Origin of the sequence: Paraglaciecola mesophila KMM 241 (genome assembly GCF_000315015.1) — a bacterium.
Classification (GTDB): domain Bacteria; phylum Pseudomonadota; class Gammaproteobacteria; order Enterobacterales; family Alteromonadaceae; genus Paraglaciecola; species Paraglaciecola mesophila.
On sequence record NZ_BAEP01000018.1, the window covers coordinates 25,783 to 38,937 of the forward strand.

The following is a 13,155-nucleotide window of genomic DNA, read 5'->3' on the forward strand; positions in this document are numbered from 1 at the left end:
TGCTGTAAGTGCCTAGCAATAAGGGGGCGTTATGATGACACTCTTGCTTAAAATGGTTTCAATAAATCCAACGTTTATCTAATAAGCGCGTTACCTTTGCTCGCTTTATGCTAAAAGAAATCAGAGGTAATACTTCATTTTTATTTATCTGATTTTTGCGTCTTATGAGGAGAAGCGAAAGGTAGGGTGAATATGCGGCGTAAGGCTCTTGCGAAAATTTACACCTGAGATGATTTTACCGATTTTAATGATGAAATTTATGCTCGCTTAAGTAACTGTTTGGCTTTCCCCATGCCTCTAATACGTTGATGATGGGTATGCCGTTTGAAGGTATTCATCATAAGCTCTGCACCTGCGGCACAAAAGAAGTGCTTTTCGAACTCAGTCACCAAAATTAACCATTGGGCTGAATCTAAGCCTAACTGCTGTAAAATCGGGCTTTGATATTTTTCGATATGATCGGTTTTCTCATCAATAATACTTCGGCTGGTGGTTTGTACTAACTCGCAATAGTTTTCAAGTGAATAGGTGATGCCTTTAGGGGAATTTTGTTTCGGATTGCCTATAAAGGGCATCAGATTTTTTGGTTGTTGTTGCTTATTATTAAGAGCTTGCAGGCGTTTTTTTATAGTGGTGTATTTTGACGTTTTAGGTGATTTTTCAACTTTAGCTCGAATGGGATTCAAGTCAACATAGGCCATACACGCTAACAGTGCGCTTTCATCTAACAATGCTTGGGATTTAAATCGCCCTTCCCAAAATCGACCAGTACAACTGTCTTCTTTATTAGCCTCTCTGGCAATATGTTCATTGATATTACGCATAAACCAACTGATATCGTACAAACGCTTTCGATATAACTCAACAGTTTCGTCAAAGGTAATCAGTTCACCCGGAGTGAGTTTATCACCACAGACGTACTTCTGCGTGAGTAAGGTGCCCTTATGTATTTTGTGATAGCGGCGTAATACCTCGTCAATTTTCCAATCATCCGCTGCTGATTTATCTACGTATAGCACTATATGTGTGTGATTACTCATTACGGCATATGCACAAATGCTGATGGAAAATACGGTCGACAAGAATAGTAGACGATCCTCGACCCAACCTCGACGGTGCTCGTAAGTTTGACCAGTGTATTTATCAATACCACATAGGTAAGAGCGCCGAACGCATCGTGAAATGCAGTGGTAATAGGGGGTATCAACTAGGCTGATTTGATTTCTTCTAGGTTGAGGCACAATGCGAACACCATTATAAATAAGACTCCTAGTGATATTAGTTCATTTTGTAAAATATGGGGAATTTTACAATGGGTGTCATGATAGTGTTTTTAACCTGAGTTAGATGAAATTAACATGGGTGTCATGATAAAGATCCTTTTAGGCTCGCATTTTGGATGACGCATTGGCTTGTATTGCTTGTTCGATGACCCAAATGCGGTCTTGACCCCAAGTGACGGTATCTTGATAACGAAAACAGGGAACGCCCCATAAACCCAATGCGTTGAGCTCATCCATATTGGCTTCAACGTCTTTACGCCACGACTGGTTGCTAAGTTCTTTTTTTGCTTCTTCCCACTCAAGCCCACTGCGTTGTGCAATGATGCGCATACCTTTTTCATTGTCAGCCAATATGCCTTGGCTGTTCACGGCACGGGCAAATTCGAGTAGGTAGGCTACTTCTTTGCCTTGAGCTTCAGCCATGGCAAATAATGAATAACAGTTTTCAACGGTTTTGCCCAATGGATCGGCCACGAAACCGTAAGGAATGCCCTGTTTCTTAGCTTCGCGTTTAGTATCGTGAAAAATATACATCTTCTTGGTTTGTGGTACGTTCATGCCGCGCATCATCATGGGTAACACAGGTTTTACGACCAGTTCGCAAGCATACTGTTGGCATAATTTTACCGCTAACTCTAAGCCCAAATAGGAATAGGGACTGCGAGCTGAAAAATACAGAATGACTGGGTCCGCGATAGCCTTTAACTTCAATGGGGAAGTAAAAACGCTTTTCGTCTGGCGATTGTATTTTATCGTCTTTGCGCTGGGTAAATGGAGCAATTTGTTCAAGCGCTTTTCAAGGTGATCAAGCCGGTCTATCGCCCAATACCATTCACCTGCATATTTGATTATGCCAGGTAAATAGTGCCCTTGCTCGGCAAGGTAATCTTCATTATCTGCAATTGTTTTAAACAAGGTCAGTGGCATAGAAACATTTTCATTTTGCTTTTTAGCGACGAGTGAGCAGGGCATGTCTTGCCAGTATTGCTTGAAAATCTTCTGCATATCTTGAACTGCTGTGTCGCTATGTTCAGCTTCAAGCATCGCTCCCCAATACGGCGTAAGTTCGAATTCCGCTTTAGGACGGTATGTTGCCAATGGCGGAAACTCTAGCTCGTATAAGGCAGCGAGCCTAGTGCAATCAAGCAAGCTATTGCTCTGCCATTTTTCTAAATCGGGAAACATCCCTTGTTGTTTATCGTGTACGGTGAATAGTCTGGTTTGAATGCTATAGCGTTCTTTGATTTCAGGTAATACTTGAAGGAGTAAATAACTGTAGGGATCAGTTATGCTGACAAAAATTTCAAGTGTATGTTCACTGTTGGTGACCACTCGTTTTGCCTCAGCGACGGAGCGCTTAAAGTTGTGTAATACATCGCTTGAAATGGCTTTGGTCATATAGCGCATGAGGTGTTTTGTTAGCATTGTTATATCTCTATGGGTCTTATGACAGTGAGTGCAGTATGTAAAAATTATTACTATTCCATTTTAGGGAGACAGCGGACCAGTGGAATAGCCTAATTGGCCATTTACGTAGCATATGTGGCCAATGCGCTGACCTGTGGTAAGCTTTGTTCTCACTCGTTTGAGGCCAACTATATGCGCGACACATTTGGTGCCACAGAGCCTGCGGTGCCGACTTATTTCCCCAGTGCACTTTTTCGTTGGTTGCTAAGCGAAGGCTATCAGGCTGATACGTTACTCGTAGGTTTACCTTTCACTAAGCAAGAATTTGAACGCGGAGAAGTGAACGTCACGTTTAACCAACACAAAGCGTTTATAACCCGCTGTATCAGCGTTACGCAAAACCCTCGTTTAGGGCTTGCATTCGGCCAACACCTACAACTTACTGACCTCGGTTTACTTGGTTACGCAGCATCGAGCTGTGCAACTTTGCATGAAGCATTGCAGGTCATAGTGGACTACTTCAAGTTACGCGGGCCTTTGCTCAAGTTAACGTTAAACGTTAATGGCGACAAAGCAGTCTTAGAGGTGTTTGAAGTATTAAACTACGACACCATACGCGCATTTATGTGTGAAGCTGCTCTAGTTGCAATTCGTAATATTATTAGATTGTTAGCAGGTGATAACATTGTGCAATACGCCACTGTTACTTATGCAAAACCTGATGATTGGGACGCGCAATCAAGCTCTCTAATATTCAAGTTTAACCAAGCGCAGCACGGCGTGTATTTTGATGGGACACACCTGAATGCACCTCTGGGCAGTGTTGATATAAAAACCCAGCTAATGATCAAGCAGTTGTGCGAGAACATGCTTGCAAAAGTCAGTCAGCAAGAAGGGATGATTACACGATTATCACATGTTATTTTGCATCAACCAGATCAGTTTCCTAATCTCAAGGAAGCGGCTAAGGCACTCGCAACGTCGCCACGTACATTGCGCCGGGAGCTACAAAATCTCGGCACCACTTATCAAAAAGAGTTAGATGTCATCCGCAGACGTATCGCCATGGAGTATTTGAGCAATACCACTTTGCCCATTGAAACGATTTCTCAGCGTCTAGGCTACATAAACGCGCCCAGTTTTGCTCGGGCATTCAAACGCTGGACAACCCTGTCGGCCAGCCAATATCGTAATCGCTATAAATCAGTTTAATCTTGGCTTTTACGATATTGCATTTTTGGGTGTTAACCACACAGCTATTGAAAATAAGAGCCATCAAAGATAAAGCGTTAAAGATCTAGGCGTTCAGGTGGAACGCCCAGCTGGTTCTGATCTTTAAACCGCATTTAAACCCGAACTAAAAAGCGAGTTATAGCCCAAGCTCTGACAAACCTGGATGATCATCAGGGCGGCGGCCTTGAGGCCAATGAAATTTGCGCTCTGATTCTTTGATGGGTAAGTCGTTGATGCAAGCGAAGCGGTTTTGCATTAAGCCGTTTTCATCGAATTCCCAGTTTTCGTTGCCGTAGGAGCGAAACCAGTTGCCGCTGTCGTCGTGCCATTCGTAGGCGTAACGCACGGCAATACGATTTTCAGTGAAGGCCCATAACTCTTTGATCAGGCGATATTCTAGTTCTTTGTTCCATTTAGCTTCTAGGAATGCAGCGGCTTCTTCGCGGTTATTCACGAAAGTGCTGCGATTACGCCATTTGGTATCCACTGTATAAGCAAGTGATACCTTTTCATGATTACGGCTGTTCCAGCCATCTTCTGCTAGGCGCACTTTTTCGATAGCGCTTTCGCGGGTAAACGGGGGCAGTGGTGGGCGTGTACACATTTTTAAATCCTCTTTGGGTAAATTAACGTTTTTAATTCGGTTATAAGGCTAACGTGATTATTTGACTATCTTTCGCTGGTACCGCGCAGCATAACAATACTTCTGACGCGTCAATATGCGCACTTGGCTTGGTGCGATACGTTACAGCACCACTTTTTAGTTTAACCGCACATGAGCCACATTGGCCGTTGCGGCAACTGTATGGTGGCGTAAGCCCTTTGCTTTCGGCCACGTCGAGTAAGGGCTTTTCACCCTTGTACCAACTTTGTTCAATACCTGAGTGGGCAAACTTTATCACAGAAGATTCAGCCTCTAGCTCAGCGAAGTTGCTGGTATCTCTTGATTGGCGAACTAGAGATGATGGCCCAAACGCTTCGGCATGAATATCTTCATCTTTTACCCCAATGCCAATCAGTATGTCATACATACTTTGCATAAAACCTTGGGGGCCACACAGATAAAAATCTTTGTCGAACAGCGATGGGAAATCGTCGCTATGCTCTGTGGCCGTTGCATTGAGTATGTCCATTACCAAGCTTTGGCTAATTCGCCCTTGGGCGATGTAATCGTTCGACGCCGCAGAACTCTCTGTCTGAGCGTAGTGAATATCACTTAATATAGAATAATACTGAATACGCCCAGCGCTGCGCTTTGCAATGTTGCTCAGTTCCCCATAGAAAGCGCGTTGCTGCCTATTTTTGGCCGCTTGAATAACTGCCATCGGGCGGATATAGCGAGTGCGTATACCTTCATTAAGTGCATCATTTGCCATGGCTACCATTGGCGTTATGCCCACACCCGCACCTATTAAAATGGCTGGGCGCTGTTGTTTGTTATCGATAAAGAAATGGCCGCTTGGCGCTTTTATTTGTATTTCACTGCCAATCGATAGTTGAGAATGCAAGGTACTTGATACCAGGCCATACTCTTCACGTTTCACTGAAATACGATAACCACTTTGCGTTGGGGGACTGGATACAGTGTAATTGCGCACAAGCCAACTGTCAGAGTTTTGCTGTTTAATACGCAGGGTTAAATGTTGCCCAGGGGAAAATGGCAGTACAGGAGAATCATCTTTTGGCTGTAAATAAAATGAGCGGATTGTACTGCTCTCGTCTTCGATTTTACTGACGGTAAATGCGCGCCACTGGTTACGTTTAGCTTGTGCTTTTAACACCGCTTCTGTCTGTGACCAAGTACCGGTGGCTTGAGAATTGGGAGAGTAGCTATCGAAGCTGGCGCGAAATGGGAGTGCCGCTTTTAATGTAACGCCTTGGGTTAGGGTAAATTGCCAGCCCCGCAAGGCGCCTTTAAACCCCTTGATTATCGGTGAGTCACTCGCCAGCAATGTAACCGTGCCGGTTAACATAAAAACATCGCCACTGGTAAAATCAACAAACAGTAAACCAGCTTTAGGGTTTAACAGGAAGTTACCCAGCGTATTGAAAAAGTTATTTCCAGCATAATCTGGAATGGTCAAGGTGTTACCTTGCACTTTGATAAAGCCAGGCATTCCACCGCGATGGGACACATCAACTCCCAAGCTTTTATCTAGGCTGTTATCTGCAGCGTTGTCTTGGCCGTCATGATTAGGGTTGTTGACTAGTCTAGGGGATTGCCCAGCTGAACTTGCCACAAAAAACGTATCAGCTTGGCGGATAAAGGCCTTTAGGCTATCGCCTAATTCGAAGAACGTTTCAGCGCGTGGGGTCTTGTATGGCGCATTTGGCGAACGGATAAAATGAAGGTCGCGAGTTTGAATATACTGCGGACAATTGCCAAAAGACTGCTCAACCTGTAGCGCAAACTGATTATTTGCGGTGTCGGTGACTTTAGCGTTAACGCGATTTCTGCGCCGAGTTGGCATTTCTAATCCGAGCAAGCCTAAACGCGCATTTTTCTTAATGGCTGAGGCTAAAGGATCTCCCGGTAAAATAGGAGTATTTATCGTAAGCGAAGTGGAAGTAGGGGACTGCACGAAGCCGGGGGAACCCGGTAAAATCGATGCCCATAGCTGCCCGTGGGGGTCTGTGCTGCCGACGATCATAAACGGTAACTGGCTGAAAAACTGCCGGTGCTGCTCTGGCATGAGTTCACGAATAGCCCTGCGCCCGATAGCATCCATTTGCTCAAGGCGACCTGCACTGGATTGAAACTGACGCTCACCCGGATGAAACGGGGATGTATCGTCGTGATTAAGCATAGGTGACTCCAGTGCAGTCGGGGTGGGGGCTAATAAAATTATTTAATAAGGTTAAAAAGTTATAGCGCTAGGCCAGAAGGCCTGCTTTGGTTGTTGCCATAGGCGTGAAACCTTCAAGTCCTTCTACGTTGGCTAAAAAGCGGCGCACATTTGGGTAAGCATCAAGGGACACGTTGCCTTCTGGCGCATGGGCTGTGTAGGTATAAATAGCGATATCAGCAATGCTTGGGCTATCACCAACCAAGAATTCGCGACCTTCTAAATGCGCGTTTAGTTTGGCTAAAACCTTGTGTGCTGTGGCAATGGCAAAGTCAGCATCCAGTGGTGCATTAAACACGGTAATTAAGCGGGCGTTACAAGGGCCAAAAGCAATTTCGCCTGCGGCCAATGACAAAAACTGTTGCACTTGTGCTTCAAGTACAGGATCAGTAGGTAAATACTTTGGTGCGTACTTGCGTGCGAGATAAACCAAAATAGCATTTGAATCACTGATGACCACATCGCCATCTTCTAACACTGGCACTTGACCTGCTGGGTTGAGTGCTAAAAAGGGCGCTTTTTTATGCTCGCCACCAGCTAAATCGACGTTGATCACATTGTGATCAATGCTGGCGATGTTCGCGAATAATTCTGCACGTTGAGCGTGGCCAGAAAGAGGGAATGAGTGAATTGTAATGGTGTTTGACATGATTAGTCCTCGCATAGTCGTTGGGTTAACATTATTTTGTATGTGTCTGAGCATCTTTTAAGTGATGACCATGTGTTTAGCCGGTCATCTGCGTTGAATAAATAATAGGCGTGCTCAGTTCTGTGAGCAATATGTTGATTTATGGAATGACTATGTACAAAATATTCATAATAAAAGCGTTGGCTAATGTTTCAGTTATTGTTGTGCTAGTTGCTCGGTAAACCTTTAGAGTTTGCAATCGATGTGCACTGTGCAAACAGCCAAGAGCACCAAAGCTTGCGTGCAAGGGAAACAGAGCAAGCAAATACTCAAGCAGGCAAATAAATAGGGGGAATTCTGCGATGGACACCATTGACGGCATGCGTACGCTTATCGCGGTGGCGAAGCAAAAATCCTTTACAGGTGGCGCTAAGCAACTCGGCATAAGCACTAAGCTGGCGAGCAAGTATATTGGCCAGTTGGAGGAAAAACACGGTGCCTTGCTGTTTCACCGCACCACGCGTAGCGTCACTTTAACCGAAACTGGGCAAGCGTATTTTGCTCGTTGCGTGCCCTTGCTAGAACAATTCGAAGAGCTCGAAGATGTGATTCAGCATCGCCAGTCTGCCCTGTCAGGAGTGATACGCATTACTGCCCCCACTGCTTTTGGTAGCACCAAATTGGTAGACGCGTTGGCACCCTTTTTAGAAAAACACCCCAACATCAGTGTAGAGTTAAGTTTGTCAGACTTAAGGGTGGCAATCATTCAAGAAGGCGTTGATGTGGCTATTCGCTTTGGCGAACTGCAGGATTCCACCTTGATTGCTAAAAAACTGCTTAATATGCGCCATGTGGTGTTCGCATCACCTGATTATTTAGCTACCCATGGTAATCCTGGTCACCCCAATGCGCTCGCGACCCACAAATGCTTATTGCAAAAGTCTCAGGTCGACCCTGAAAATTGGAAGTTTAAGGAGAAAGGTGAGGCGTTTAGTGTCAATGTGCATGGTGTATTTGCCTCGAACTCTCCCAGGGCAGTGGCACAAATGGCATCCCAAGGATTGGGCATCGGCATGGGCCCGATGTACGTCACCGAGCCCTATTTAAAAGACGGCAGTTTGCAATTATTGTTTGAAGATTTTGAAGCCAATGAATTTATATTAAACGCTGTATACGCCTCAAACCGGCATCTGCCTGCACGTATCAGAGCATTGCTTGATCATCTTGCTGATTGGTTCACCAAGTAATAAGCATTTCACAAGTATTGCCGCACAGGCGAGGAGTTCAGTGCGTTTTCTAATCTTTTTAACCCTTGCTCGTCAGGGATACCGAAACGTAAGGCGTCTTTTTCGTCGCACAAACGCACGTAAATTCCTTGTTGGCATAAGGCTTCGAAAATGGCGGGGGCGTGAGGAATACGAACCGTTCTGAAGAGCAGGGTGCCCTGCACGGTTTGGGTAAAAGCTTGTTTTAGTATGCTCTTTAATGTGCTGCTTAAACGGCAGAGTACAACCCTTTGTTCTTCTTGCCAGCGTGTATTTGCTAATGCTTGTTCGCCAACGAAAAGCGCAGGGCCGCTTACCGCCCAAGGGCCTAATGATAACGCCATTGCATTAAGCCAATCTTCATTTGCCAACACGAACCCTAAGCGGATACCGGCTAATCCGAAAAACTTGCCCACTGAGCGTAATATAATCAGGGAGTCGCTGTTGTCTTGGCGCTCAGCGCTATCACGCTGTCCTATTGGGTAGTTGTTGTGCCGCCCGAATGCTTGCACCATAGATTGCTGTGGTGTTGTATCCATAAAGGCTTCATCAATGATCAATAACCCTTGTTTGGCTTTAATTGCGCTGTACAGCGCTGTGACATCTTCACTTGGGTAAAGTTGACCCGTGGGATTATTTGGGTTGATCAGTAGCACAATATCCTCGTGCTCTATTTGGCTCAGCTCAGTAACATCAGTGTAATCAATCGTTTGGAAGTTAGCCTTTTGCCATGCCTTTCGATGTTCTTGATAGCCCACTTTTGGCAACCAGACCTTGCTGCTAGCGAACCCTCGGGCGCGGCAAAGTTGCGGTAGCATTTGAATGATGCTTTGACTACCGGGCGTTGGCAGTAAATTGTGGGTTTGATAGTAGCCACGTGCGGCGTGCAATAACCCTTCATTATTTTGTGGTAAACGCTGCCAACAGGCTGTGGGAATTATGCCAACCGGGTAGGCGATAGGCGCAATACCGGTGGATAAATCAAGCCAGTCTTTTTCCTCTATTTGATAACGCTGGGCGATGGTGCTTAATTGCCCGCCGTGCACGAGTGCCTGTTCTTTAATATTTTTATCCATAAAAATAACTCCTTTAGAAAATGTTTTCGACACTTAGCCCACATAGTAGAACGAGGCATGAGAATAACCAGGCACTGCGCTGAACAAGGTTAATACTTCGTGGTATATCGGCTAGGGTAACGAGCTCGCCATTGCCTAATATTGGGCTATGAACTGCGTTGCCTTGGTAGTGTGATACTCCCCCAATGGTGAAACCAAGCGCACCTGCTCCGGTTGCCATACAGCGACCGCCGTTTTTGCTTTTGTAGCGTTTAGCTTGCTGCCATGCGCGTGCTAAATGTGTGAAACGAATAGGTGCTGGAGCGGCCAATACATAGAGTAGCGATGTGCAATAAGCGCTTAACCAACCTAAGTGGTCATCCGCTCGGGCGGCCCACCAACCAAAATGTAAAAAGCGCGGTGCTTTATAGCCCCACATAGCATCAAGGGTATTAGCAAAACGATGTAATACCGCCAGTGGCGCACCGCCAATGGCGAAATAAAACAAGCTGGCTATCACGCCGTCGTGGCCATTTTCTAAAACCGATTCTACCGCGGCGCGGCTCATGTCGTTTGGCGTTAGCTGGGCTGTATCTCGGCTGACCATATAGCTGGTGAAATGGCGGGCTTTGGTGATGTCGCCTTGTGCTAACGGATGGTAAATCTGCATTGCGTGCTCTTTGAGGCTTTGCATCCCAATGGTTAAGTACAGCACAAACGCATTTAGTAAACACATCAAAACCGTCAGCAATAACGCGTCGTTGTTCAGGGTATATTGCATAGCACTATAGTTGAGAACCCATAAAAACACTGGCATAGGCAGAACGAGTATTAGCCAACACAGAGCACCTTTGATGCGTGTTTTTGCAAAGGATGCTTGCTTTGCCGTGAATCGTTGAGTATTCACTTTAGCCTCTAAGCGATTTACAAAATACCCAAACCCTACAAGGGGATGAAAGCGTTTAGGCTCACCTAATACTTTATCAAGCAGCAAGGCGAACAACATTTGCGCGCCTATAACGGTCAAGCTTGAAAAAGACAACATGCTCGCCACCCCAGTGCTTATCTCAGTCAAGGAGGCCGCCCCATTCCAGTGTGTCATTTTGATAGCTAAGCAGCATGCCTTGGGTGTTTTTTAGTGGGCTAGGTTGGGTGAACATGCTCATCAAACAGGCGAGAGCGTCGCCATGACTGATAACGAGTACATTGTGCTGCACTTGTGATGGCTTGCTGTTTAGTGCTTTGGAATATGCGATAGAGATAAGCGCTTTTTGCATTCGCTGACGCACGGTATCTGTGCTTTCACTCTGCTTGAGGCTGTTATTAAGGTCATGGCTGTCCGGTGGAGTGATATGCGTTTGTTGGTAACAAAGAGTATTGAACTGGTGAAATTCAGCCAGCAGGGCAACAGCTTTTCCTTGCCAAGCACCTAAATGTCGTTCGGCTAAATCCGCAGTGCACTGGGGCTTGGTTAGTTGTCTGTGGTGTACTTCCTTAGTGAGAAACTCGACGCAAATCTGGGCGGTTTGTTGGGCGCGGCCAAGATGCGAACTGACGATATGGTTGATTTCCCAATGCTTGGCTTTCAACGCCAAGGCTTGTGCTTGTGCAATTCCCTTTTCGGTTAACGGGCTTTCTAAGTGCCCTTGTAATAACCCCTTGGCGTTAAATTCACTCTGCCCATGACGGCAAAGGTAAAAATGGACCGTATCAGGGCAACTAGCGGTAGTAGAGATCACGTTTGCAAACTCGGTTAATGGGGTAAAGGCGTATCAGTTTGGTAAAACTGACGGGCCTTATCGATTTGTTCGCACATCAGCGCCACTTCATCCAGCATGCGGCTGGTCATGCGGTGTACTTTGTCAGCATTGGGGTGAAAGATAAAACCGTTCTTGGCCGCTGGAATGTGCTGCCACTGGGCCCAATTCAAAGCGTCAGGTGTGTCGGAGGCATGCTGCGTCGGTTGAATAATGACTTGCGGCAATGTCACTAGCACCTGCTCTAAGCCGACGGATGGATAGTCATCGCTGGCGTTGGCAAAAGGGTTTTTGGCACCACAAAGGGCTAATTGTTGTTGCGGCCATGCATTGTTTGCCACTGTGCGCAATGGCCTAGACCAAAGCTCATAAAAGGTGCGCATAGGGGCCTTTTTTGCATAGCGCGCTTTGAGCATGTCAAGCTGCTCCCTATATTGGGAAGCGGCTGGTTCGGCAACGTCTTCGCGTCCCGTGAGCTGACCTAGCATGAGGAGTTCGTCCCCGACCTGTGACAAGGTCGTAGGATTAGAATATATAACCTTAATTTTGTACTGCTTTAGCCGTGCTAAATCGTCTCCTGGGTTACCGGTTTTCCATGCAATCACCACGTCAGGCTGCAGTTGCACGATCTTTTCAATTTGCAGGCGAGCGTAGTTACCAATTTGTAGAATGTCTTTGGCTGATTCTGGGTAATCTGCATGGGCTGTGGTGGCGATAACTTGCTGGCCCGCACCTACTTCAAAAAGCGATTCGACGATATGTGGTGCCAACGCAATAATGCGCAGTTTTTGCCGTTTATCTTTGCTAAGTTGTGTTATTTCATCAAAGATCGCATCAACTTCAGATATTTTCAGTTGACCACTATTGCCTGGGTTGCTAGCCGCATTATTTACCTCACTGCCAAGCGCATCATCAACAGCGGCATTAGGATCGGCACTTTTACTTTTAGCTGTTTCATTTTGGGCATAAACGCTTGGTGTATTGAGCGCTAGCGCGACAACACACATTAACAGCCAAACGAGCTTATTTTGCTTGGTCGCCGTCATTACCAATCAATTCCTTTTTGCGCCTTAATACCCGCCTCAAATGCATGTTTGATAGGACGTACTTCGCTGACGGTGTCGGCTAGTTCAATCACCGCGCGGTGACAGGCACGCCCCGTGATCACCACATGCTGATTGACAGGGCGATTTTCCAGAGCGACTAATACGTCATCCAAATCGATGTATTTGTAGGTCAACATGTAGGTAATTTCATCGAGTAGCAGTAAATCGATGCTTGGGTCTTGCAAACATGTTTTGCTAAATTCCCACGCCTTTTGTGCTGCGGCTTTGTCGGTTTCTTTGTCTTGGGTTTCCCAAGTGAAGCCTGTGCCCATAACGTGAAACTCCACGCCTAGTTTTTCTAATAAATCACGCTCTCCGCAAGGCCAAGTGCCTTTTACATATTGTACGACGCAAGCTTTTAAGCCATGACCGACTGCTCGGGCGACTGTACCAAAACCAGAGGTTGATTTACCTTTACCGTTACCTGTGATGACAATCAATACGCCTTTTTCGACTTGCGCGTTGGCGATACGCTCATCCACTTTGGCTTTTTGCTGCTGCATACGTGCCTTATGGCGACTATTTTCGTCTTTGTCTTCGTCTTTTTTGTTGTTTGATGGGGTGTCTGACATGAG

At 45.9% G+C, this 13,155-nt stretch carries 12 protein-coding genes; 2 read left to right on the plus strand and 10 right to left on the minus strand.

All coding sequences use genetic code 11. The features are described from left to right. Positions 1-257 precede the first annotated feature (257 nt). Together GMES_RS04335 and GMES_RS04340 are read right to left on the minus strand one after the other, a co-directional pair. Complete coding sequence (locus tag GMES_RS04335; RefSeq protein WP_039986540.1) at positions 258-1,241, minus strand: hypothetical protein; 984 nt, start codon at positions 1,239-1,241, stop codon at positions 258-260. Between the two features lie 141 nt (positions 1,242-1,382). After that, positions 1,383-2,708: a DsbA family protein gene (locus GMES_RS04340; RefSeq protein WP_006991363.1), complete on the minus strand. Its 1,326-nt coding sequence runs from the start codon at positions 2,706-2,708 to the stop codon at positions 1,383-1,385. A gap of 174 nt (positions 2,709-2,882) precedes the next feature. On the opposite strand from GMES_RS04340, the gene GMES_RS04345 reads away from it, so the two are divergent. Beyond that, on the plus strand, positions 2,883-3,902 hold the full coding sequence (locus tag GMES_RS04345; protein WP_006991364.1) for an AraC family transcriptional regulator: 1,020 nt from the start codon (positions 2,883-2,885) through the stop codon (positions 3,900-3,902). A 157-nt stretch (positions 3,903-4,059) separates the two neighbouring features. Here GMES_RS04345 and GMES_RS04350 read toward each other — a convergent pair whose 3' ends face one another. From GMES_RS04350 to GMES_RS04360, 3 genes are all read right to left on the minus strand, one after another. Beyond that, positions 4,060-4,527 (minus strand): nuclear transport factor 2 family protein, encoded by a 468-nt coding sequence (locus tag GMES_RS04350; RefSeq protein WP_006991365.1) that lies wholly within the window; start codon positions 4,525-4,527, stop codon positions 4,060-4,062. A gap of 40 nt (positions 4,528-4,567) precedes the next feature. Further along, positions 4,568-6,730, minus strand: coding sequence for an FAD-binding oxidoreductase (locus tag GMES_RS04355; protein WP_006991366.1), 2,163 nt, complete (start codon positions 6,728-6,730; stop codon positions 4,568-4,570). 67 nt (positions 6,731-6,797) lie between these two features. Then, on the minus strand, positions 6,798-7,418 hold the full coding sequence (locus tag GMES_RS04360; protein WP_006991367.1) for a glutathione S-transferase family protein: 621 nt from the start codon (positions 7,416-7,418) through the stop codon (positions 6,798-6,800). Positions 7,419-7,759: 341 nt separating this feature from the next. Between GMES_RS04360 and GMES_RS04365 the strand changes: the two genes are divergently transcribed. Next, a complete protein-coding gene (locus tag GMES_RS04365) occupies positions 7,760-8,644 on the plus strand; it encodes a LysR family transcriptional regulator (RefSeq protein WP_006991369.1) in 885 nt (294 codons plus the stop codon). An 8-nt stretch (positions 8,645-8,652) separates the two neighbouring features. Here GMES_RS04365 and cobD read toward each other — a convergent pair whose 3' ends face one another. The 5 genes from cobD to cobO are packed head-to-tail and all read right to left on the minus strand — an operon-like array spanning position 8,653 to position 13,152. Continuing rightward, positions 8,653-9,738: a threonine-phosphate decarboxylase CobD gene (cobD, locus tag GMES_RS04370; protein ID WP_006991370.1), complete on the minus strand. Its 1,086-nt coding sequence runs from the start codon at positions 9,736-9,738 to the stop codon at positions 8,653-8,655. Positions 9,739-9,751: 13 nt separating this feature from the next. Further along, complete coding sequence (gene cbiB, locus GMES_RS04375; protein WP_039986553.1) at positions 9,752-10,762, minus strand: adenosylcobinamide-phosphate synthase CbiB; 1,011 nt, start codon at positions 10,760-10,762, stop codon at positions 9,752-9,754. 22 nt (positions 10,763-10,784) lie between these two features. Further along, a complete protein-coding gene (locus GMES_RS04380; protein WP_006991372.1) occupies positions 10,785-11,456 on the minus strand; it encodes a histidine phosphatase family protein in 672 nt (223 codons plus the stop codon). Positions 11,457-11,470: 14 nt separating this feature from the next. Next, a complete protein-coding gene (locus GMES_RS04385; RefSeq protein ID WP_006991373.1) occupies positions 11,471-12,520 on the minus strand; it encodes a cobalamin-binding protein in 1,050 nt (349 codons plus the stop codon). Next, positions 12,520-13,152, minus strand: coding sequence for a cob(I)yrinic acid a,c-diamide adenosyltransferase (gene cobO / locus GMES_RS04390; protein ID WP_006991374.1), 633 nt, complete (start codon positions 13,150-13,152; stop codon positions 12,520-12,522). The genes GMES_RS04385 and cobO overlap by 1 nt, the downstream gene beginning before the upstream one ends. Between the last annotated feature and the right edge of the window lie 3 nt (positions 13,153-13,155).

Bases quoted from the DNA above. Each gene is read 5' to 3' on its own strand.
- cobO (WP_006991374.1), bottom strand. From the start codon at position 13,152: ATGTCAGACACCCCATCAAACAACAAAAAAGACGAAGACAAAGACGAA.
- cbiB (WP_039986553.1), bottom strand. From the start codon at position 10,762: ATGTTGTCTTTTTCAAGCTTGACCGTTATAGGCGCGCAAATGTTGTTC.
- GMES_RS04350 (WP_006991365.1), bottom strand. From the start codon at position 4,527: ATGTGTACACGCCCACCACTGCCCCCGTTTACCCGCGAAAGCGCTATC.
- GMES_RS04345 (WP_006991364.1), top strand. From the start codon at position 2,883: ATGCGCGACACATTTGGTGCCACAGAGCCTGCGGTGCCGACTTATTTC.
- GMES_RS04365 (WP_006991369.1), top strand. From the start codon at position 7,760: ATGGACACCATTGACGGCATGCGTACGCTTATCGCGGTGGCGAAGCAA.
- GMES_RS04385 (WP_006991373.1), bottom strand. From the start codon at position 12,520: ATGACGGCGACCAAGCAAAATAAGCTCGTTTGGCTGTTAATGTGTGTT.
- GMES_RS04340 (WP_006991363.1), bottom strand. From the start codon at position 2,708: ATGCTAACAAAACACCTCATGCGCTATATGACCAAAGCCATTTCAAGC.
- GMES_RS04355 (WP_006991366.1), bottom strand. From the start codon at position 6,730: ATGCTTAATCACGACGATACATCCCCGTTTCATCCGGGTGAGCGTCAG.
- GMES_RS04360 (WP_006991367.1), bottom strand. From the start codon at position 7,418: ATGTCAAACACCATTACAATTCACTCATTCCCTCTTTCTGGCCACGCT.
- cobD (WP_006991370.1), bottom strand. From the start codon at position 9,738: ATGGATAAAAATATTAAAGAACAGGCACTCGTGCACGGCGGGCAATTA.